General features: G+C 38.3%; 22 protein-coding genes. 9 read left to right on the forward strand and 13 right to left on the reverse strand.

The genetic code is table 11. The annotated features are described in order from the left end of the window. Positions 1 to 46: 46 nt before the first annotated feature. Entirely contained in the window at positions 47 to 373 is a 327-nt protein-coding gene (locus H4J54_RS07480; protein WP_182190269.1) for a hypothetical protein, read from the reverse strand. A gap of 20 nt (positions 374 to 393) precedes the next feature. After that, a complete protein-coding gene (locus H4J54_RS07485) occupies positions 394 to 609 on the reverse strand; it encodes a hypothetical protein (protein ID WP_182190270.1) in 216 nt (71 codons plus the stop codon). A gap of 159 nt (positions 610 to 768) precedes the next feature. On the opposite strand from H4J54_RS07485, the gene H4J54_RS07490 reads away from it, so the two are divergent. The 3 genes from H4J54_RS07490 to H4J54_RS07500 all read left to right on the forward strand — a co-directional run bounded on the left by H4J54_RS07490 (position 769) and on the right by H4J54_RS07500 (position 3238). Next, on the forward strand, positions 769 to 1383 hold the full coding sequence (locus H4J54_RS07490) for a DsbA family protein (protein WP_182190271.1): 615 nt from the start codon (positions 769 to 771) through the stop codon (positions 1381 to 1383). Between the two features lie 331 nt (positions 1384 to 1714). Continuing rightward, positions 1715 to 2785, forward strand: coding sequence for a beta-ketoacyl-ACP synthase 3 (locus tag H4J54_RS07495; protein ID WP_182190272.1), 1071 nt, complete (start codon positions 1715 to 1717; stop codon positions 2783 to 2785). A gap of 63 nt (positions 2786 to 2848) precedes the next feature. Beyond that, positions 2849 to 3238, forward strand: a complete 390-nt coding sequence (locus tag H4J54_RS07500) for an acyl-CoA thioesterase (protein ID WP_182190273.1) — start codon at positions 2849 to 2851, stop codon at positions 3236 to 3238. A gap of 250 nt (positions 3239 to 3488) precedes the next feature. Here H4J54_RS07500 and H4J54_RS07505 read toward each other — a convergent pair whose 3' ends face one another. The 4 genes from H4J54_RS07505 to H4J54_RS07520 form a co-directional block, all read right to left on the reverse strand. Continuing rightward, positions 3489 to 3689 (reverse strand): hypothetical protein, encoded by a 201-nt coding sequence (locus tag H4J54_RS07505; protein WP_182190274.1) that lies wholly within the window; start codon positions 3687 to 3689, stop codon positions 3489 to 3491. A gap of 75 nt (positions 3690 to 3764) precedes the next feature. Beyond that, positions 3765 to 4007, reverse strand: coding sequence for a hypothetical protein (locus tag H4J54_RS07510; protein WP_182185053.1), 243 nt, complete (start codon positions 4005 to 4007; stop codon positions 3765 to 3767). Between the two features lie 81 nt (positions 4008 to 4088). Next, positions 4089 to 5066: a methylenetetrahydrofolate reductase gene (locus tag H4J54_RS07515; protein ID WP_182185054.1), complete on the reverse strand. Its 978-nt coding sequence runs from the start codon at positions 5064 to 5066 to the stop codon at positions 4089 to 4091. Between the two features lie 160 nt (positions 5067 to 5226). Then, positions 5227 to 6192 (reverse strand): tRNA-dihydrouridine synthase, encoded by a 966-nt coding sequence (locus tag H4J54_RS07520; RefSeq protein WP_182190275.1) that lies wholly within the window; start codon positions 6190 to 6192, stop codon positions 5227 to 5229. A 609-nt stretch (positions 6193 to 6801) separates the two neighbouring features. On the opposite strand from H4J54_RS07520, the gene H4J54_RS07525 reads away from it, so the two are divergent. The 3 genes from H4J54_RS07525 to H4J54_RS07535 all read left to right on the forward strand — a co-directional run bounded on the left by H4J54_RS07525 (position 6802) and on the right by H4J54_RS07535 (position 8364). Beyond that, positions 6802 to 7179 carry a hypothetical protein gene (locus H4J54_RS07525; protein ID WP_182190276.1) on the forward strand — a complete coding sequence of 126 codons (378 nt, stop codon included), beginning with the start codon at positions 6802 to 6804 and terminating at the stop codon, positions 7177 to 7179. Positions 7180 to 7312: 133 nt separating this feature from the next. Beyond that, complete coding sequence (locus H4J54_RS07530; RefSeq protein ID WP_182190277.1) at positions 7313 to 7978, forward strand: SDR family oxidoreductase; 666 nt, start codon at positions 7313 to 7315, stop codon at positions 7976 to 7978. After that, positions 7972 to 8364 (forward strand): MGMT family protein, encoded by a 393-nt coding sequence (locus tag H4J54_RS07535; RefSeq protein ID WP_220464325.1) that lies wholly within the window; start codon positions 7972 to 7974, stop codon positions 8362 to 8364. Before H4J54_RS07530 ends, H4J54_RS07535 begins: the two co-directional genes overlap by 7 nt. A 187-nt stretch (positions 8365 to 8551) precedes the next feature. Here H4J54_RS07535 and H4J54_RS07540 read toward each other — a convergent pair whose 3' ends face one another. Both H4J54_RS07540 and H4J54_RS07545 read right to left on the reverse strand, forming a co-directional pair. Next, positions 8552 to 8734: a hypothetical protein gene (locus tag H4J54_RS07540; protein ID WP_182190278.1), complete on the reverse strand. Its 183-nt coding sequence runs from the start codon at positions 8732 to 8734 to the stop codon at positions 8552 to 8554. 82 nt (positions 8735 to 8816) lie between these two features. Continuing rightward, positions 8817 to 8978 (reverse strand): hypothetical protein, encoded by a 162-nt coding sequence (locus H4J54_RS07545; protein ID WP_182190279.1) that lies wholly within the window; start codon positions 8976 to 8978, stop codon positions 8817 to 8819. Positions 8979 to 9758: 780 nt separating this feature from the next. On the opposite strand from H4J54_RS07545, the gene H4J54_RS07550 reads away from it, so the two are divergent. Beyond that, positions 9759 to 11096, forward strand: coding sequence for an amidohydrolase (locus tag H4J54_RS07550; protein WP_182190280.1), 1338 nt, complete (start codon positions 9759 to 9761; stop codon positions 11094 to 11096). 224 nt (positions 11097 to 11320) lie between these two features. Here H4J54_RS07550 and H4J54_RS07555 read toward each other — a convergent pair whose 3' ends face one another. Both H4J54_RS07555 and tpx read right to left on the reverse strand, forming a co-directional pair. Continuing rightward, positions 11321 to 11794, reverse strand: coding sequence for an Hsp20 family protein (locus tag H4J54_RS07555; RefSeq protein WP_182190281.1), 474 nt, complete (start codon positions 11792 to 11794; stop codon positions 11321 to 11323). A 352-nt stretch (positions 11795 to 12146) separates the two neighbouring features. Further along, on the reverse strand, positions 12147 to 12791 hold the full coding sequence (gene tpx, locus H4J54_RS07560) for a thiol peroxidase (protein WP_182190282.1): 645 nt from the start codon (positions 12789 to 12791) through the stop codon (positions 12147 to 12149). A gap of 226 nt (positions 12792 to 13017) precedes the next feature. Between tpx and H4J54_RS07565 the strand changes: the two genes are divergently transcribed. Together H4J54_RS07565 and H4J54_RS07570 are read left to right on the forward strand one after the other, a co-directional pair. Next, positions 13018 to 14100 carry a response regulator gene (locus tag H4J54_RS07565; RefSeq protein WP_182190283.1) on the forward strand — a complete coding sequence of 361 codons (1083 nt, stop codon included), beginning with the start codon at positions 13018 to 13020 and terminating at the stop codon, positions 14098 to 14100. 2 nt (positions 14101 to 14102) lie between these two features. After that, positions 14103 to 15062, forward strand: a complete 960-nt coding sequence (locus tag H4J54_RS07570) for a GGDEF domain-containing protein (protein ID WP_182190284.1) — start codon at positions 14103 to 14105, stop codon at positions 15060 to 15062. Between the two features lie 114 nt (positions 15063 to 15176). On the opposite strand, the gene H4J54_RS07575 is transcribed toward H4J54_RS07570, so the two are convergent. The 3 genes from H4J54_RS07575 to lnt form a co-directional block, all read right to left on the reverse strand. Then, the gene (locus H4J54_RS07575) at positions 15177 to 15542 is read right to left on the reverse strand and encodes a VanZ family protein (RefSeq protein WP_182190285.1); all 366 of its coding nucleotides are present in this window, start codon (positions 15540 to 15542) and stop codon (positions 15177 to 15179) included. 5 nt (positions 15543 to 15547) lie between these two features. Beyond that, positions 15548 to 17209 carry an amidohydrolase gene (locus H4J54_RS07580; protein ID WP_182190286.1) on the reverse strand — a complete coding sequence of 554 codons (1662 nt, stop codon included), beginning with the start codon at positions 17207 to 17209 and terminating at the stop codon, positions 15548 to 15550. Between the two features lie 268 nt (positions 17210 to 17477). Next, positions 17478 to 19037 (reverse strand): apolipoprotein N-acyltransferase, encoded by a 1560-nt coding sequence (gene lnt, locus H4J54_RS07585; protein WP_182190287.1) that lies wholly within the window; start codon positions 19035 to 19037, stop codon positions 17478 to 17480. Positions 19038 to 19040 lie beyond the last annotated feature (3 nt).

A 19040-nucleotide genomic window follows, 5' to 3' on the forward strand; every position in this document is an offset into this window, starting at 1 on the left:
GTAAAAGAAGAACCATTATAAAGAAATATTTGAAATACACTCTGAACTATCCTTGTCTTGCTTTAATGACTTGTAGTTGGACCAAGCCACTTGCTACCAAGCTTAATGGTTTTGTAATTACTGAACTGAACCAATTTAAACCAGAGAAATTTGTAATTAACCAATAGATTAACACTAAATTAATTAGTAAGAATATAAAAAAGTAAACCTGAGCAGTTTTGTAATTACTGTCAACTTTGAAAACATTTTTAGGCACAAAAGTGGAGGTAAAACCTAGCAATGAATAACCCAAAGACCACAGAATAAAAAATGCTATATCTAATGTAATTTGAGCTGAGTGCCAATAAGCTAAAAATACAAAAGAGATAGCCATAAATGCACGATAAATAGAAGCTAAATACTCAGAAGAGTATTCGCCCAAGTCTTTGGGATCTTGGAAGTATTGTTGCTCTGGTTTTCAGAAAAAGCAAAACTTGCTAGTAAGCAAAGATAGATAAATGAATGAACACCTAAACCCAACTCGATTAAAACACCGATAACAAAAAACGCCATTAAAGCCCAAAAAGTCACTTGGCTATTTTCTAATTTTAGCACTATCGAAACGACCATGTTAACGCAAAACTTCCTGTGGCTAATAACACCTCATCTTTAGTTAGATTTTGGTGTCCGTTAAAGCGGGGGAAGATCACTTTAGATAATAGAGTTATAATGAAATGTTAGATTGAAGTTAGTATGCTAGTTGTTATCACTACAACTTCCTGATCTAAAATGAATATGGCCTCTACTTTATATTATATTTACGACCCGATGTGCAGTTGGTGTTGGGGTTATGCACCTACTTGGCATCGACTGCAACAAGAACTTGCGCCACATGTTGATATTATTTATAGGCTTGGTGGTTTAGCACAAGATTGCGATGAAATTATGCCAGACGAAATGCAAAATTTTTTACAGCAAACTTGGCTAAATATCTCTGGGCAACTTGGTACAGCATTTAATTTTGATTTTTGGCGTGATTGTCAGCCAAGGCGATCTACCTTTCCGGCTTGTCGCGCTGCGCTTATCGCAAGAGCCAGCAATAAAGAACAAAGCATGCTGACGGCTATTCAGCATGCTTATTATTTACAGGCCAAAAATCCATCCAATATCGATACCTTACATAAGTTAGCGATTGAAATTGGCTTGGACGGCAATAATTTTTTGCAACAAATGAACAGCCAGCAACTTGATAAGGCTCTGAAAAAAGAAATTTCTCAAATGAGTATGATGCAAATTAACGGTTTTCCTGCGTTAGTTTTAGTTAACAACCAAACGCTTATTAATATTCCCATTGATTATAAAGATTGGCGCAGTAGTTATGCGTTAATAATGGCCAAACTTTAGCTTCAAAAATTTTAAAATTAACGGTTCAACTTGTATCAATAGAATTTTCCTAAAAGGTTTAAGTCTTTCCTCATTATTTTCTATTGTTTCCTTCCTGTAAAAAAATAATTCACAGAGAGAGAAGAAGGACGGCAGCAGGAGAGGTGAAAATGCTGACTTTTTAGCAGGTATTTAATGCTAGCCTCTATCGACTGACCAAATTTTAAATCAACTTAGTGTAAATACAGTAAATAGCCGTTAATATACTGTTTTTTTGTAGTATGATGTGGTCATAAAAAAAGACTATTCTTTGCTTTTTAAAAGTAAAAATAACAGCAAAATAAGGTTTCCTATGACATACGCAGCAATTACCGGTTGGGGCAAATGCTTACCGCCTGCTATTCTTACTAATGATGATTTAGCAACGTTTTTAGAAACAGATGACCAATGGATAACTTCTCGCACAGGCATGAAAGAGCGAAGGATTTCTCATGTTACCGTCAGTGAGTTAGCCCATGTTGCCTGTGCGCGAGCATTAGCTGCTGCAGGTAAAACCGCCAAAGATGTTGAATTGATTGTTTTTGGCAGCACCACCTTTGATCAGATTTGTCCTAACGCAGCCTCCAATGTCCAGCGTTTACTAGGAGCTGAGAATGCCGCTTGTATGGACGTTAGTACCGCTTGTACTGGTGGCATGTATAGCTTAAGTGTTGCAACGTCTATGATAAAAAGTGGCGTGGTTAAATCAGCGCTGGTTATTGGAGCTGAAACTATTTCGCCCATTATGGACTGGAGTAATCGCGATGTTGCTGTCTTATTTGGTGACGGAGCAGCAGCGCTTTACTTGGAAGAAAGTGCAGAAGAAACTGGCGTTATAACGCAAGCTTTAGGATGTTATGGCGAATCTCGAGATATTCTTGCTGTTGAAGGTTGGGGCATGAAATATGCTAATAAAGGACGTTTGCTTGGGCAGTCTAATTGGGCGTTTTTAGGGCCCGATATTTTTAAAAAAGCGGTTTCAGGTATGGCGCAGGCCTGTGAAAAAGCACTAGCACAAGCACAGCTCAGTGCTGACCAAATGGCCAGTGTTGTTCCTCATCAAGCCAATTTACGTATTATTGATACCCTAGTAAAACGTCTTAAAGTCGACAAAGAAAAGGTATTTATCAACATCCATAAATACGGCAATATGTCAGCGGCAACCACCTTAGTGGCCTTTGTAGAAGCGATAGAAGAAGGCTTCATTGCAAAGCAATCTTATGTGCTGCTTCCGGCCTTTGGTGGTGGTTTAACATGGAGCGCTCATGTGGTGAAATGGGGTGATAGAACGCACGCTTTATCAACAACCGATGTTGACTTACCTGAATGTAAGCAGTCTGGCTTGGAACTAGTTCAAGGCATTATTGCTGGCAAATCTTTGTAAAAATTAATTTTTTTATAAGCCAACACTACTTTGAGTTGGCTTATCGCTATAATAAGGATACCTATGCGCTTTTTATCTCGTCGGTTAATTTTACCTAATGATTTAAATTATGCCAATTCACTCTTCGGTGGCAGGGCATTAGCTTGGATTGATGAGGAAGCTGCTATATATGCCATTTGCCAACTAGAAACAAACTGTTTGGTGACTAAGCATATTGGCGCAATAAACTTTGAATCGTCGGCACAACAAGGTGACATTGTTGAGTTTGGTTTATCAACTAAAGCGGTTGGAAGGTCGTCGATTACCATTACATGCATTATGCGCAATAAGGTGACGAAAAAAACAATATGCTTGGCGGATGATATCGTTTTTGTTCAGGTCGATCCTGAATCCAAACAGCCGATCCCACATGGTAAAACCTTGGCTTCTTTAACTGAAGTTTTGGAAGATTAATGCGTTTGGTTAATCTAAAGAGTCCTTAGTAACCGCCTTATAAATCATTAGAATTTATCAACTCTACCTCGCTATTGAAGCGCTAAAACCTACCCTTATTTAGTGGTTTTGGTGTGGTAATACCAAATAAGCACCAAACACGATAAGTTAAGTACATTGCAATATAGTGATGCAGGCGGTGTATTTATTTATTAGGTATTTATCTGATCAGACGTTTATCTGAACAGATAGTTAGTCGTAGTTGTGTTTACTAAGTTTCATCAGTGAGAAATTGCTGATAGCCATCAACAGCAAAATATCGAATAGACTTTTTTAGCGTGATCTTTTTCGCAATAAGTTGTTCATTTCGATATAATTTTACGACCTGCTTTTCGCCATTCACATCACTTTGATAACCATGAAGTGGATTTTTTTTTAAGTTTTCAAATTCGGTTCTCATGATTAATTTCATATTAACACTTGATCCTTTTGGTCATGACTATAATGATCACCACCCTCATAATTATCAATAGCAAAAGTTTGTAGCTTAGAGTTTATTAATCTCTTTTTGTACGCTATAGCCTTCATCAGTGACAATTTTTTCTAAAACTTGCATACGTTCTTCAAGTGCTTGTACTTGTTTTGTCATCGCTACAGCTTGTTCATTACTTTGGCTGTTGTGGTCTAAGGTTTTGGTTTTAAATTCTAAATGCTTTTTGTACATGTCGAATATCACCCCAAAGCCAACTGAAATAAATACAATTAACACAACCATTGCTGTACCTGACATGTTTAAGTCTCCTTTACCTTATAATTGAAATAACTAATATTTCATTTAAGCATAGCGTATAACGATGAGAAAAATGCTTAATTAATCAGTAAAAAGTCCACTGAGCTCTTGTTTAGCTAAATAATTATCCATGGTTGAACGCAAGAGTTTATAAAGTAATATTGAACCGTCAATTTCTTCTTTACGGTTGGTTAAACTCTCAATATTAAGCCCTAAAGGTACTTTGTAGGGTAATACTGCATCAAGTATCTGAACTAAGGTATTGCTGCAAATTCTAATTGATTCGTATAAGGGGCGCTCAGCATTTAAAATGCGTAAACTTGTTGCTTCAGGAACACTGACACCTAACCATTCAATAAACGCTAAGGTTTTTTTACTGCCACAAGGAGAGAAAGTTAAAATAATACGTTGTGGCTTTATACCTTGTTGCTGACATTCAATGGCATAGCGCGTTAACATATCAATGGTTGCTTGGGCATTGTAAATGGCTTGCGAGATAAAAAAATTGCAACCTTGCTGGTGTTTTTCAATTAATTTAACATGTTCGTTGCCTTTATTTGCATGGCGCTCAGCAATAGTAATACCGCCAATAAAAAAGTTGTTTTCATTGTTTACTAAGGTTTTATAGGCTTCGCCTAAAGGTAGACTAATATTATTTTGCCGTGAAGGGCTTCCAACCAACACAATATCGCGAATACCATATTCATGCCACGCTTCATTAGCCCACTGATTAAAAGCATCTCCGTTTGATTGCACGACACTCTTGTAAGTAATTACCGGCCGGTTTGACTTTTGCTGTAAAAGTGAAGAGTAAAGCCGAGGATCATGTGTCGACTTAAAAGGAAAAGGCCGTGGTTTTGAGGTCCGTGAATCCTCATTTTGAATGTCATAAACAATTAAACCGTCAAAGTCGATGTCGCTTACACGCTCAAGTAATTTATCGGCAATGGTTGATACTTGCTCAATGGGTGTATCACTTTTAGGCGGGGTTGTGCCAATAAAGTAGACACCACGATTTACGTCGTTATATCGTGCTCTTAACTCTGAACCGTTCTTCACTATCGTTACTTCTTATTTAAGGTAAATTAATGCTCTTTAATAATAATTATCTTACCTTGTTGCATGATAAAAATCTGCGTTAGTTTAATAATAGTTTTATCAACATTATAGCTAATGTTGATAAGGCGACGGGTTTAGTTTAGTACGTTCGATTGATTTTCTATATCGATGCGGCGATATCTATTTGATGCAGAATTTCATCTTTATCTTTTAATCTTTTGATATTGTTAAATAAGGTATCTGCTTGTGGGTATTGTAACTTTAAATAACGCAACCATTGTTTTAAACGACTGGAAAAATAAAAGCTTTTATTACCTTTTAAGTCAAATTCACTATTACTTATTAACAACAAGCTTAGTTCAGACCAAGGCATAGGTTTTTCATCAAACTTAATCACATTGGCTAAGTTGGGTAGGGCTAATGCGCCACGCCCCAGCATTAGGTTGGGTGTTTGGCTTTGAGTTATACAGTTAGCCGCGTCACTTTGACTCCAAATTTCACCGTTAGCAAATATCTCAATAGCGTATTTTTGTCTTATTTGGCCAATAAAGTGCCAGTAAGCAGGAGGTCGGTAGCCATCTTGCTTGGTGCGAGCATGAATGGTTAATTGGTCAACTTGAGCTGACTCGATAGCACTAACAATTTCATCTAGCTTTGAAGCATCGTTAAAGCCTAGCCTAATTTTCGCTGATAAAGTTGCATCAAGGCCAATGGCAGCTCTCATTTTAGCCATTATTTGGTAGATTTTTTCTGGCTCGTTCAGCAAAACAGCGCCGCCTTTGCTTTTGTTAACGGTTTTAGCTGGGCAACCAAAATTAACATCAATACCATATGAGCCCATGTCTAATGCCCTGACCGCATTTTCAGCCATCCAATTTGGCTCTTGGCCGAGTAACTGAATTCTCAAAGGTGTACCACTTTGAGTTTTGCAGCCATTCTCTAGTTCAGGACACATTCTTCTAAAAACATGCTCAGGCATTAAGGCGTCAACAATACGAATAAATTCTGTTATACAAAAATCATAATTATTCAGAGATGTTAGTGTCTTACGCATTAACTCATCGGCAACACCTTCCATAGGTGCTAGGATTATTTTTTTTACTTTGCTTTCTATTGGGGTATGCATACGTTATTAGCTGTAATATTTGAGGCGGTAGACGTTATTCAATGGTGTTTTATTAAATACCTTATGCTAAGAGCAAGCTGTGTTCTCAACAGGCAACGCACTTTAGCTGCCATTAATGTTGATTTACCCAAGGGTAATCATCAGGCAATAATAACATTAAGCGCACCATAACAACTAAAAATAAATAGCAGGCTACTTATTTATCTTCTATTTTTTAGTGTTAAAAATTTCTCAAAAAACTTAGGGTTCCACCGGAAAATTATTCAGAGCTAATGTGGTTTTGTGATAAAAAATTAAGTGGCGGTAGTAAAGTTAAATGAGCTTAGTCTATGTTTATGTGATTTTTTTGACAAAAAGAGAATGATAATTGATCATGTTAACTACATTTTGCTACCAAAAGTGGTTAATGCAGAACTTAAATAGGTGAGTTTTTTTACTTGTGGTTTCATGTAGACAAAGCTAATCTGACGGTGTTGTAGGTACAAAATTTCTTTAAATTTATATAAAAAATTTACAGCACTTGAAATTTATTTATATCCAGTATGGTCTTTGTTAATAGTTATCCCTAGTAGATGTAGTACCTAAATAAAAAATTAAAAGGAAAATATAATGAAATTAATTAAAAAATCTTCAATTGCGGCTTTATTAGGCTTATTTGTATTAACTGTTGCGGCAACAATGCCAGTGCAAGCAGAAACTAACCCATTTGCTGTGCAAAATGTCATGACTATAGTGTCGGCTGACGGTCACGAGAATGGTAAGTGCGGCGAAGGCAAATGTGGTGAAGGTAAAGCCAAAGCTAAAACTGAAGGCAAGTGTGGTGAAGGCAAAGCTAAAACCGAAGGTAAGTGTGGCGAAGGCAAAGCTAAAACTGAAGGCAAGTGTGGCGAAAGTAAAATGAAGACCCAAGCCAAAGGTAAATGTGGCGAAGGCAAATGTGGTGAAGGTAAAGCCACAAAAGCTAAAGAAGGCAAGTGTGGCGAATAAGCTCACTGCTTAGTCAATAAGTCTAACGCTTAGCCAATCAGCTTGATAACATATTATAAACCACTTCACTGAAGTGGTTTTTTAGTTTTAATGATTTAATATCAATTAAAACGTTTACATATAAGGATAGTCAATGAACAATAATATTGTGATTACAGGTGCGAATAGAGGCATAGGTTTAGCCATGTGTATGCACTTTAAGGCACAAGGAGATCATGTTTTTGCGCTGTGTCGAAAAACTTCAGTTGAGTTAACCGCGCTTGATGTCAATATCATCGAAGATATCGATGTAACAAGTGATTTGGGTATAGTAAATATGGTCTCTGGATTAAAGCATATCGACATTGATGTATTGGTGTGTAATGCGGGTATTTTAAGGGATGAAAGTTTAGCCAATCTCGATCTAAACACGATACGAGAGCAGTTCGAAGTCAATGCATTAGCACCGCTAAGAGTGGTTGCTAGTTTGCAAAAGCAGCTTAACCAAGGAGCAAAAGTAGCACTTATCACCTCAAGAATGGGCTCTATTGCCGATAATGACTCAGGTGGTCGTTATGGTTACAGAATGTCAAAGGCGGCTTTAAATGCGGCAGCCATGTCGTTGAGTCATGACCTTGCCAGTAATGAAGTGGCTGTTGGTATCTATCACCCTGGTTATGTCCAAACAGAGATGGTTAATTATGGTGGTGATATTAGCGCGAGTGATGCGGCTAAAAAGCTAGTTGAATTAATTAATCAATTAACCTTGGCACAAAGTGGTGTTTTTAAACACTCCAATGGCAATGTTTTGCCTTGGTAATTAAGCGCAATATAAGCTCAAATGTTGGTAAACCGTTTAGTAGCAAGCATATAAAAATTTGGCAAACTGTTCTGGCTATTCCTGCGGGGAAAGTCGCCTGCTATGGCCAAATTGCTGATCTAGCAGGTTTACCTGGCCGCGCTCGTTTAGTAGGCAAAGCGTTAGCTGCTGTGCCGACTAACGGCTGGCATGGGCAAACCGTGCCTTGGTATCGGGTGATTAATGCTCAAGGTAGAATTTCATTTGCAGCCGGTAGCGATAATTTTGCTCGACAACATGACTTACTGCAAGCTGAGCAAGTACTGGTTATAGGGGCGCGCATCAAATTAAAAGACTTTCAATGGCAACCTGATTTAGCAGAATTGTTGTTTGTTTTAACGCATTAGTTATTGTCTATAATTAAAAGCAGCTGAGTTAACTAATGAATTTAAGCTGCATTATCGCGGTGAGTTATAAATGGCTACGAATTTCAAGCGGCTTAAGGATAAATCTCACCTTTAACGGCTATTTTAAGAAGCTAACCCCTGATTATTATCGTTTTCAGTGCCTGATAATTATACCCAACATCAGGGGTTAATGATGAAAAGGACCGCCAGTTATCTTGTTTTCGCTAGCGGCTTTTTTCTTTGCATTGGCATTATTAGCATTGCCATTGTCGAGCCTGCTTTTGCTTTTGCCTTTACCGTAATCGGTTAAATTTTTCTGGGTAACTAAATCAGTATTGCCAACGCCAAATGCGCTTGGGCTAATTGCCACAATTTTTCATAAACAAAGTCGGGTTGCCAACATTTTTCGATATTGGAAATTTGCATTATTTTCTGCATAATCTCTTGTTCAGCTAAATCAAGTAGCTGCTCATTAATACCCGAACGAGAAACTGACCAAATAGTTTGGTCTTTTGACCATATGCTTGTTCGGTAATCGTACCATCAATGGCATGCTGTTTAATCTCTGCTTCAATACCAACAGCGGCTAATGCCAACCAGCCCCGATCAGACAAAGCAATGTTAATCGACTTACCCTGATAAATATTATGATTGCGTGAGTCAGGTCGTGATTCAAATAAATTAACGACACGGGCGCAACACAAATAACATTAGGTGTGCGCCCATTAGTGCTAACACTTAACCCGCATAGCGGTTAACTTGGGTATTTTCAATGTGTCTTTGTTGTACAAAACAGCCGGCGATAGCACCTGAACTGCTGTTGAGTTATTTACCCTTGTACCAGCAGGCAATATTGATTTGCCGTTTATGCAATGATAACTCAATATTGCTGGCCGCATGAGTAAAACTGAATTTAAATTTCAGCACAATATTGAGCACAATAAAAATTTAATATCAGTAATTTTTTTCATAAAAAAGTAGATTATTTCTTCTGGTGTTAGGTTAAGTTTTTGTCGGTTAATTAAGCTTTAGTTGTTGTTAAAAAAATCTTATCCCCGAGGCTCATAAATCAAGAAGTAAACAAATGTGTTATTAAGCGCATATTCGTTAAGCGAAAGGGTGGTTAAAGACTCGATATGACTGAGCTTTGTACAGCCAGCTATTGCTTTAATTACCAACAAGAATAAGATAATAATTAGACATAAATGACTATAAATTAAGGTCAACTGTCGTTGAATCTAGGCAGATTAGCGAAAACAGCAAGACATTGATAATTAGCCTAGGTACAGTAAGTTACATACCCACTCCGTTGGCTATAACAATAAAGTCACCAAGGTTTTAAAGTGATTCGTTATAAAAATGGGATGACATTTGGACAATCTATGGAGTTGAAAATGAAGCGTAAAACACTAGCAATTTTAATTGCGTCAGCACTAACAATCTCGTCTTTTGCGACGACTAACGTTTTAGCCTTTGAACAAGACACGGCTAACGATATTGCAAAAGATTATCAACAGCACTTAGCACCCTTATGGGATCATTTTCATCGTAATCCTGAATTGTCATTAATGGAAACTAAAACAGCAAAACGTTTAGCGCAAGAATTGAGTGCTGTTGGTTATGAGGTTACTCAAGGTGTTGGTGGCACAGGTATTGTCGCGATAATGAAAAATGGCGAAGGCCCAATGGTCATGGTACGAGCCGATATGGACGGTTTACCCGTAGTTGAGCAGTCAGGCTTAGCTAATGCCTCAACCGTTAAAATGCAGAATTGGAATGACGAAACTGTTGGTGTTATGCACGCTTGTGGTCATGATGTTCATATGACGAGCCTAGTGGGAACTGGCCGCTATATGGCTGAAAATAAAGATAAATGGTCAGGCACTTTAATGCTTATAGGGCAACCCGCAGAAGAAAAGGGTCCAGGAGCGTCTGCGATGATGGCAGATGATTTATGGCAGCGTTTTGGTCAACCTGATTATGCTTTTGCTTTTCATGTTACTGCTAATTCAGAAGCCGGTAAGGTAATTGTAGACGAAGGCTCACCTTATGCCGGTGCGGATACGGTTGATATTAGGGTACATGGTATTGGTGCTCATGGTGCTTCACCACATCAAGGTAAAGATCCTGTCGTGATCGGTGCGCAAATTGTGAACAACTTACAAACGATTATTAGTCGTGAGTTGGCACCTCGTTATGCGGGTGTTATCACAGTAGGTTCATTTCATGCTGGTACTAAGCATAATATTATTTCAGATGAAGCTAAGCTGCAGTTAACGGTACGCAGTTTAACTCCAGAGGTACGTGAGCAGTTACTATCAGCCATTAAGCGTGTTGCTATTGGTACAGCACGCACTGCAGGTATACCAGAAGACAAATTACCGGAAGTTGTGGTCAGTGAATTCGCTTACCCACCGACCTTTAATGATAAAAAATTGGCTAAGCGTTTGAAAAACGTATTAAGTGAAAAAATGGGTGCTGACGCGCTATTAGAACCGGCAGAAACGGGTATGGGCGCAGAAGATTTTGGCTTTTTTACCACACAGCCTTATATTCCTAGCGTTTATTTTAAAGTAGGCGGCACGCCAAAAGCTGATTTTGAGCGTGCACAAGCCGGTGGCGCGGCTGTGCCAAGTCATCATAGCCCGCAATTTAAAATAACCCCTGAGCCCGCGATTAAATCAGGTGTTGAAGCTACGGTATATGCGCTACTTGATGTTATGGCGAAATAACAACCCTAGCCCTTAACTTGTCTTTATTGTGATACTGGAAAGTAAATTGTTCAGTATCACAATAAATTTAATCGTTAGCGCGGATTATATTAATATCGCTTTAGTGATAATAAAATAGCCATGACCTTAGTGCTGAGTCTTGTTTATTAACCGTATTTTATTGATAAAAAAGCCCAGTCACAGACTGGGCAAAACAACAGGGAGAAACTATTTAAACAAAGGGATTAATTTTTTTCTATTACATTGGCATTACGTTGTTGTAATAAGCTTTTGCCGTTGATCGCAATTTTTCTTGGCTTTAGCGCTTCGGGTATCTCTCGTTCTAAATCTATAGACAGTAAGCCATGTTCTATAAACGCACCAATGACTTTAACATGCTCGCCTAATTGAAACTTACGTTCAAAGTTGCGATCAGCAATGCCTTGATGCAAAAATTTTCGCTCTTTATTATTGTCGCTAGCGCTTTTTGTACCCGTAACTATGAGTGTGTCTTGCTTTGATTCAATATCTAGTTCTTGTTCGGCAAAGCCAGCAATTGCCATGGTGATACGGTATTGATCTTCCGCCAGTAACTCTACGTTATAAGGAGGGTAAGAAGGTTGTTTATCTGCCCTTGATGCTTTGTCAATTAATCCGGCTAAGTGATCGAATCCGATAAATGAGCGGTAAAGTGGGCTGAAATCTGTCGCTGTACGCATAATTCATATCCTATTTAAGTTTAGCAATATGTTGTCTCTGTAAATATATTTCTGATGCTAAAACCAGCTAAAGCTGCGAATTATGACAACTGAAATTAAATGTTTACAGAGTTTAATTGTGCCTTTCAATATTGAACAGGCGGTTAATGTAGACCCTATCGGCGACTACACTATTAGAGATGGGATTAATGTATTTAATTTCAAGAGCAAGGAAGGTATATAGTTGATTTATTGTTTTTTTTTGTGTTTATGCCATTGATTTTTATGTAATATAATTTTTTATTTTACTGTTGTGAGTTGATGAGAGCTAATGTTTTCTATTGTCTCTCATCATACTATCGTTTGAAAAGTGCTAGCCAGAATGCTCACTTGTTGTCGTTTTTTCTGGTTGAACTGTTTGACTCATTGACCTTAATTTGGTTAACGCCGTGTCGTAATCTGGGTGTTGAGAAATATTACCCACTAATTCTTTGTAAGCAATTTTTCCGTCAACATCAATAATGAAAATGGCGCGTGTTAACAAGCCCATATCTTTAATAAGCAAACCATAATTATGACCGAAATTTCGCCAAACAGCATCAGATAACACTTTGATATTTTGCACTTTTTCAGTTTTACAAAAACGTTTTTGAGCAAAAGGTAAATCATTGCTAATGGTTAACATAACCACGTTTTCGGGTAAATTTGCTACTTCATCATTAAAACGCTTAGTCTGAATAGAACACACACCGGTATCTAAACTCGGTACAACTGAAATTAACACAGGTTTATGCTTAAATTCAGCCAAGGTAACGGGTGAAAATGACTGAGTTACTACCTTAAAGTCAGGTGCTTGATCTCCTACTTTTACTTGATTGCCAAGTAAGGTAACGTACTTATTACCTGCCATGACTAAATTGGTAGTTTCTGTCAGTTCAGGTACAGAAATATCAGCGCTGGCTGAAGAGAAAAATACTGAGCTAAGTAAGGCAATTGCGGTTAATTTAAAAATATTCATAATTTCGATATTTACTTAAGGTAAACTAGAGCCCAAGCTTACCTTTTTGTAAGAAAAAAGTGTAGAAAAAAGTGTAGAAAAAAATGCGAATTAATCGTGTTTTATTTTAAAAAACTACCACTAAATTTCATAGCATGAGTATATCCTAGTCTTTATTACTGAATATATCTTGCTGAAAATGTCACTTGAGTTATCTTTTGCTATCCCAACCTAGGGTCTTTCTGTTATGCCAACTTCTTTACTTATTTGTGATGACTCTACTATGGCGCGAAAACAAGTTGCGCGCTCACTTCCTGATGGCTGGGATGTTGATGTAACATTTGCCACTAATGGTGTTGAAGCCATAGCGGCAATTAAGTCAGGTAAAGGTGATATCTTATTACTTGATTTGAATATGCCAAAAATGGACGGCTATCAAGTACTAGAAACCATATTGAAACAAGACCTGCCAACCCTTACCATTGTTATATCAGGTGATATTCAACCTGAAGCACATCAAAGAGTGAAAGGTTTAGGTGCATTAGATTTCATTAAAAAACCGGTTGATAAAAGCAAACTCACTGAAGTATTGAGTGCTTTTGGGGTTTTCAGTAAAGAAGACCTCATTATTGCTGAAAATGAAGCAGCTAAACTGATAAATCAATCAACAGGCCCGATAAAAAGCGCATCAGTGATAAAGCCTGCTGTGGCAGCAGCACAACAATCAATTATCAAAATTGATAGTGAAATGATTGATTGTTATAAAGAAATTACCAATGTAGCTATGGGGCAGGCAGGTGATTTACTCGCTCGTCTACTGGACGTTGTTGTTGTTTTACCCATTCCTAATGTTAATTTAATTGAAGTCAGCGAGTTAACCATGGCGCTTTCGGACGTTGAGAACAAAGATGAAACCTCAGGTATCTGTCAAGGTTTTATTGGTGCTGGTATCTCAGGCGAAGCACTTTTAATTCTCAATGACTCAAGCTTTAAAGACATTGCCTCCTTGATGAAATATGAACAAAAATTTGATAACAATGTTGAGTTAGAGTTGTTAATGGACATGGCTAATGTACTTATTGGTGCGTGTTTAACTGGTATTGCAGAACAGCTTGATATGTCCTTTAGTCAGGGCCATCCGGTCGTGTTAGGTCAACATAGGAAAATTTCTGAATTAATTGCGATAAATACTAATAAATGGAAGAAAACGCTCGCGATTGAAATTAGTTATAGTATCGAAAACTACCCTATTAAATTCGATCTACTGCTGCTCTTTACTGAACAATCGTTAGCCGTACTTAATCATAAAATAGCTTACTTGTTGGATTAATCATGTCATTACAAACAGAACAGTTGAACGAATTACATTGGATGATGGAAGTGCTTCATACCATTGATGTTGGTCTGGTGGTACTTGATCGTGATTACACCATTCAAATTTGGAATGGTTTTATGGAAAACCACAGTGGCTTATTGCCGCGTGAAGTCAAAGGTAAGTTACTCTTTGACCTTTTTGACGAAATACCCCAAGATTGGTTTCGTCGTAAAGCTGAATCAGTTTTTTTATTAAAAAATAAAGCGTTTACTATTTGGGAGCAACGCCCTTATGTCTTCAAATTTAACAATTATCGCCCTATTACCGGTACCGCTGAGTTTATGTACCAAAATACAACGTTTATTCCTTTAAAGTCGACTACGGGTGAAATTTCTCATTTATGTTTATTAGTTTACGACGTAACTGATAATGCTACTCAGAAAAAGCAGTTAAAAAAAGCTAACGCTGATTTAGCTATTTTGAGTCGAACCGATGGCCTGACACAATTATTTAATCGCAATCATTGGCAGCAATGTATAGCTGCTGAGTTTAAGCGCTATACGCGTAACCAACATGCTAGTTGCTTAGTTATGTTAGACATAGATCACTTTAAGGCTGTTAACGATAACTATGGCCATTTAGTAGGTGATGATGTGATTCGCCATTTAGCTAAATTTATCCGTGAACAAGTACGAGAAACTGATATTTCAGCCCGCTATGGCGGTGAAGAGTTTATTATTTTATTGGCGGACACTCATGCAGAAGGCGGGCTAATATTTGCTGAGCGCTTGCGTAAAACAGTAGAAGAGTCAGTGGTTATTTATAATGGCATTGAGGTTCAATATACGATTAGCTTAGGGGTGGCACAAGTTCAACCAAACTATAGCTCAGAAACACAGTGGCTTGAGCATGCCGATAATGCTTTATATCAATCTAAAGATAATGGCCGTAATAAATCGACGATTTATCAAAAATAATGCTCTAGCCAGTATTATGATGATAAAAAAAGCCCATATGGGCTTTTTTTATATTAATAAACGCATTAATACTTCAGTGATCAGTAAGCTAGTTTACTTATGTTAGCTTACTGATTATATTGTTTTTTTTAGCGCAATTAATCCATGTAGCCCTTGTGCAATAATTATCGCTAATAGCACACCACCTGTGTTAGCCGCCAGATCTAACCATTCACCATAGCGATTAACGTGTGGCTGAATCAATTCAATTAAGCCACTCCACGAAATGAATAACAAGGCAAAGGCTAACCAATACTTAGGCCGACGTAGTGCGGTAGGTAACATTAAAGCGCAATAGGCAATGAAATGATGGGTTTTATCACTGCCAGGTACGCTGGGCAAATGCTGGGCAGGATAAAGTGAAGCAAGCGTTATTAGTACTAAGATCACGATTGTTATACCCAGCCAAAACTGCTTAATAAAGTTTGTTATTGCGATCATAATCACTATTTTTCATACACCAACTTGCCATTTACCCAAGTTTTATCCACCGATATTTGCCAGATATTTTGCTCAGGCATGGTAAATAAATTATTGTCGAGTAAAATAAAATCAGCTTTTTTCCCTTGGGCTAAGCTGCCAATGATGCTTTCTTGATGGCCAGAATAGGCAGCATCTAAGGTAAAACTTCTAAAAGCTTCTAGCGGTGTCATTTTCTGATCAGCAAACCAACCACCTTCGGGACTATTGGTATGATCTTGACGAGTAATTGAGGCATGTAGACCAAAAAATGGATTGGGTGATTCAACTGGAAAATCTGAACCAGCGGCAATCATTACTTTAGCATCGAGTAACTTTCTCCAGGCATAGGCGCCTAACATTCTGTTTGGCCCAAGTCGGTCTTGTGCCATGTTTTTATCACTGGTCGCGTGGGTTGCTTGCATGGCAGCAATAAGATCTAGTGCTGCAAAACGCGGTATATCTTCAAGGCGTAATACTTGTGCGTGTTCAACACGGTGACGTAACGCTTTGGTATTAGTCGCTTTGATCTGTTTTTCGTAGGTATCAAGTACCAGTTTATTCGCATTATCACCAATGGCATGACTATTAACTTGATAGCCTTGGCGCATTGAAGTATTGACTAAATGTTCAAATTCTTGCGGGGTATTTAGCAGTAAGCCTTTATGACCTGGGTGGTCAGAATAATCTTCAATTAATGCCGCCCCGCGACTGCCTAAGGCACCATCGGTTTGAATTTTAACGCTATTAAAGGTTAACATATCGTCTTTGCTGCGATATTGACCGTTAGCTAAAGTTTGTTGCCACTTAGCCGACGGTAAATACAACATAGCATTAACGCGAATACTCATCGCTTGTTCTTGGCTGAGTTCTTTAAAAGCATTAAGGTTATCTGTGTCAATACCAGCGTCATGTACGCTAGTAAGGCCATAACTGGCAAGCGAGTCCATCGCCTTGACCAACACTTGTTTTTGCTGCTTGATAGTTAAAGGCGCAATACTGTCATTAATGAGTGCCATGGCATTATCGATAAAAACCCCCGTAGGTAGGCCATTCTTATCTTTAATAATCTCACCACCTTCTGGTGATATGGTCTCTTTTGTGATGCCCGCCAGCGCCATCGCTTTTGAATTTGCCCAGCCGGCATGGCCATCAACACGTTCAAGCCAAACCGGTTGCTCGATAAAGTGCTGGTCTAAACTCTCTGCATTAGGGAAGGCATTGCTTGGCCATTGAGTTTGGTTCCAGCCGCGACCTTGTATCCATGTCAGTCCCGCGTTGGCTTTGGCGTATGCTAAGGTCTTATTAACGGCGTCTTGCTCTGAAGCGCTGTTGACTAAATCTGCGCGTAATAGGCTTAAACCGTAGTTTAAAATGTGACCATGGGAATCAATCAAACCTGGGATTAAGGTTTTTCCTTTACCATCAATAACGGTTAAATTTTTTGTGTTTGGCAGTGTGTCTGTTGCTGAATATATTTTATCGATTTTGTCATCGGTAAAGGCAATAGCAGCGAAGCTTTCTAGCTCGCTGCCCGTTATGGTATAGCCTTGAACATTGGTCATTAACGTAGTTTTTGCAAATACTAGGCTTGGGCTCAATGTTGCGATGAGTATTGCCGATTTTATTGAGGTGGATAGTTTAATCATTGTATTTCCTTGATGTACCTTTTTATTATCACTAAATACTAACATGAAAAATAATGAAAACTTTAGCTGTTTTATCTATGGACGCAGAGCTTTTTATGAGCAAAATGCCTAAAGGCTCTGAAAGGAGAATAAGATAAAATCATAACCTTAGTCTAGGTGTTAAGTCGCTAGCACTATTACCGATTAACTTTTTTTGCTTGTAGTAGGGCTTATTAATACAGTTTTTGTTGTCATAAAAGTTTGTGTTACAAGCATGGCTGTTAAGCTTTTATGATTTGGCTCTATATTGAAAACGGCGTATCACCGCCAGTAATAAAAGTAATAAAGGAATAACAAAGTCGATAACACGCGTATAGCGCGCATAAGGTGTTAGTCCAGTTACTAAAGCTACTTGACTGCTCAGTTCGGCTTGTTCAAATTGTGGTATTTGTTTAACAATATGACCTTGATGGTCAATAACAGCGGTAATGCCATTGTTGGTTGCCCGCAAGAAAGGTCGGCCAAACTCTAGCGCACGCATTCTAACAATTTCTAAGTGTTGGTGTGGGCCATGTGAATCACCAAACCAAGCATCATTACTCACGGTTAAGAGTAAATCAGTTTGGTTAGAAAAATTAGCGCTAAGTTGCTCTGCAAAAGCGACTTCAAAGCAGATCAGTGGCAGTAAGTGATAACCATTAGCAACGAGGTTTTTTTGCACATATTCACCACGACTAAAAGACGACATTGGTAAATTAAAAATCGCTGCTAGTGGTCTTAACCAATCAGCAAAGGGCACAAACTCACCTATGGGCAGTAAGTGATGCTTAGCATAACGATTCTGATTGTTATATTGGTAACTTCCTTGACTGTCACTCGGTAATTCTTTACCCAGTACGATTAAATTATTGTAATAGTTTCTGCTATTGATGTTGTAATCAATGATACCGGAAATAATAGCGCTGTTATTCAATAAGGCTGATTTTTGTACTATTTGTAAGAAATCTTGCGCTTGGGCACTTGGCTCGATTGCAGTGATGGCTGATTCTGGCCAAATAACAATATCAGCAGGATAATTTTTCCGGGTTAGATCTAAGTAGGTTAACATGGTTGGCCAAGTTAACTCTGGCGACCATTTCACTGCTTGCTCTATATTGCCTTGTACCATCACAGTGTTAACAGACTGACCCGTTGCTGACACCCAAACTTTATTCTGTAAGGCTAGGCTTGTAACACTAATAGCGACAAGTAAGGCAATATGTCGCCAAGGTTTGCGCTGTTTAACAATATAAACCATGCCAATGCTGAGGATGATCACTAGGGCGCTGATACCTTTCTCACCCATGATAGGGGCAAACACAGCCAAAGGACCGTCAATCTGACTATAACCTAAAGTTAACCAAGGGAAGCCGGTGAGTAATATGCCACGTAAGAACTCGGCAAGTAGCCAAAAGGGTAATAAAAGCCAAAGATTAAGTTTTTGTTGATAGGAAAAACGCGCAGCCAAATAGCAGGCAAGGGCGAGAAATAACGCTAAATATACACACAGCAGCACCATTAATAATATCGACACCATCAGCGGTAAACCACCAAACTGGTCGATACTGACATGTACCCAACTGATACCAGCAGAAAACCAACCAAAGGCAAAAATAAAACCTTGCTTGGCTGCCGATCTAGCTGATTTTCCTTGTAGCGAATATAGCCAAGTGGGTAATAGTATCGCCATTAGCCAATAATAAGAAAATGGTGCATAGCAGAGTACTAATGCAAGCCCCAGTAAAAAACTGAGGCCATTGTCTTTATTAATGATCTTGTGGTTAATTCGTCTAAAGTATTTATTTAGCATAAA

The sequence above is a fragment of the Colwellia sp. MB3u-8 genome, assembly GCF_014076985.1.
Taxonomy (GTDB): domain Bacteria; phylum Pseudomonadota; class Gammaproteobacteria; order Enterobacterales; family Alteromonadaceae; genus Cognaticolwellia.

Bases quoted from the DNA above. Each gene is read 5' to 3' on its own strand.
- H4J54_RS07480 (WP_182190269.1), bottom strand. From the start codon at position 373: ATGGCTATCTCTTTTGTATTTTTAGCTTATTGGCACTCAGCTCAAATT.
- H4J54_RS07485 (WP_182190270.1), bottom strand. From the start codon at position 609: ATGGTCGTTTCGATAGTGCTAAAATTAGAAAATAGCCAAGTGACTTTT.
- H4J54_RS07490 (WP_182190271.1), top strand. From the start codon at position 769: ATGAATATGGCCTCTACTTTATATTATATTTACGACCCGATGTGCAGT.
- H4J54_RS07495 (WP_182190272.1), top strand. From the start codon at position 1,715: ATGACATACGCAGCAATTACCGGTTGGGGCAAATGCTTACCGCCTGCT.
- H4J54_RS07500 (WP_182190273.1), top strand. From the start codon at position 2,849: ATGCGCTTTTTATCTCGTCGGTTAATTTTACCTAATGATTTAAATTAT.
- H4J54_RS07505 (WP_182190274.1), bottom strand. From the start codon at position 3,689: ATGAAATTAATCATGAGAACCGAATTTGAAAACTTAAAAAAAAATCCA.
- H4J54_RS07510 (WP_182185053.1), bottom strand. From the start codon at position 4,007: ATGTCAGGTACAGCAATGGTTGTGTTAATTGTATTTATTTCAGTTGGC.
- H4J54_RS07520 (WP_182190275.1), bottom strand. From the start codon at position 6,192: ATGCATACCCCAATAGAAAGCAAAGTAAAAAAAATAATCCTAGCACCT.
- H4J54_RS07525 (WP_182190276.1), top strand. From the start codon at position 6,802: ATGAAATTAATTAAAAAATCTTCAATTGCGGCTTTATTAGGCTTATTT.
- H4J54_RS07530 (WP_182190277.1), top strand. From the start codon at position 7,313: ATGAACAATAATATTGTGATTACAGGTGCGAATAGAGGCATAGGTTTA.
- H4J54_RS07550 (WP_182190280.1), top strand. From the start codon at position 9,759: ATGAAGCGTAAAACACTAGCAATTTTAATTGCGTCAGCACTAACAATC.
- H4J54_RS07555 (WP_182190281.1), bottom strand. From the start codon at position 11,794: ATGCGTACAGCGACAGATTTCAGCCCACTTTACCGCTCATTTATCGGA.
- tpx (WP_182190282.1), bottom strand. From the start codon at position 12,791: ATGAATATTTTTAAATTAACCGCAATTGCCTTACTTAGCTCAGTATTT.
- H4J54_RS07565 (WP_182190283.1), top strand. From the start codon at position 13,018: ATGCCAACTTCTTTACTTATTTGTGATGACTCTACTATGGCGCGAAAA.
- H4J54_RS07570 (WP_182190284.1), top strand. From the start codon at position 14,103: ATGTCATTACAAACAGAACAGTTGAACGAATTACATTGGATGATGGAA.
- H4J54_RS07575 (WP_182190285.1), bottom strand. From the start codon at position 15,542: ATGATCGCAATAACAAACTTTATTAAGCAGTTTTGGCTGGGTATAACA.
- H4J54_RS07580 (WP_182190286.1), bottom strand. From the start codon at position 17,209: ATGATTAAACTATCCACCTCAATAAAATCGGCAATACTCATCGCAACA.
- lnt (WP_182190287.1), bottom strand. From the start codon at position 19,037: ATGCTAAATAAATACTTTAGACGAATTAACCACAAGATCATTAATAAA.